Origin of the sequence: Zoogloea sp. LCSB751, from assembly GCF_002028455.1 — a bacterium.
GTDB lineage: Bacteria > Pseudomonadota > Gammaproteobacteria > Burkholderiales > Rhodocyclaceae > Zoogloea.
The window spans coordinates 1-319 of the sequence record NZ_MWUM01000120.1 but is presented as its reverse complement, the minus strand read 5'-3'; the positions used below and the strand labels follow the sequence as shown (position 1 = coordinate 319).

General features: G+C 63.3%; 1 protein-coding gene. It reads right to left on the bottom strand.

The window, feature by feature from the left end:
• On the bottom strand, window positions 1–319 hold a 319-nt coding region (locus B4920_RS26010; protein WP_216820041.1), incomplete at both ends, for a sigma-E factor regulatory protein RseB domain-containing protein.

The window sequence follows — 319 nt, the reverse complement described above, 5'->3', positions numbered from 1 at the left end:
ATCATGTAGTCCACCGGCAGGCTGGTGCTGACCAGCTGGTGCCTGTCCTGAGAGAGCACCTTGAATCCACCCGGCAGCCAGGTCAGGTGCCAGTTCAGGGTCTGCTGGGGAGCGGGATAGGCGTCTTCCAATGCCAGCGCATCGGGCAGCTTGCTGCGGGCCAAGGTGACAAGCCAGGGCGCGGGCGCCGGCTGCCTGTCCAGATCTACCCCCAGCACCTGCTCCACCAGGTTGCCTTCCTTGTCCACCATGTCCACCCGCAGCAGCAGATGACTCTGCTCATCGACCCAGAGTACAAAGCCGTACTTGTCCGCCTCCT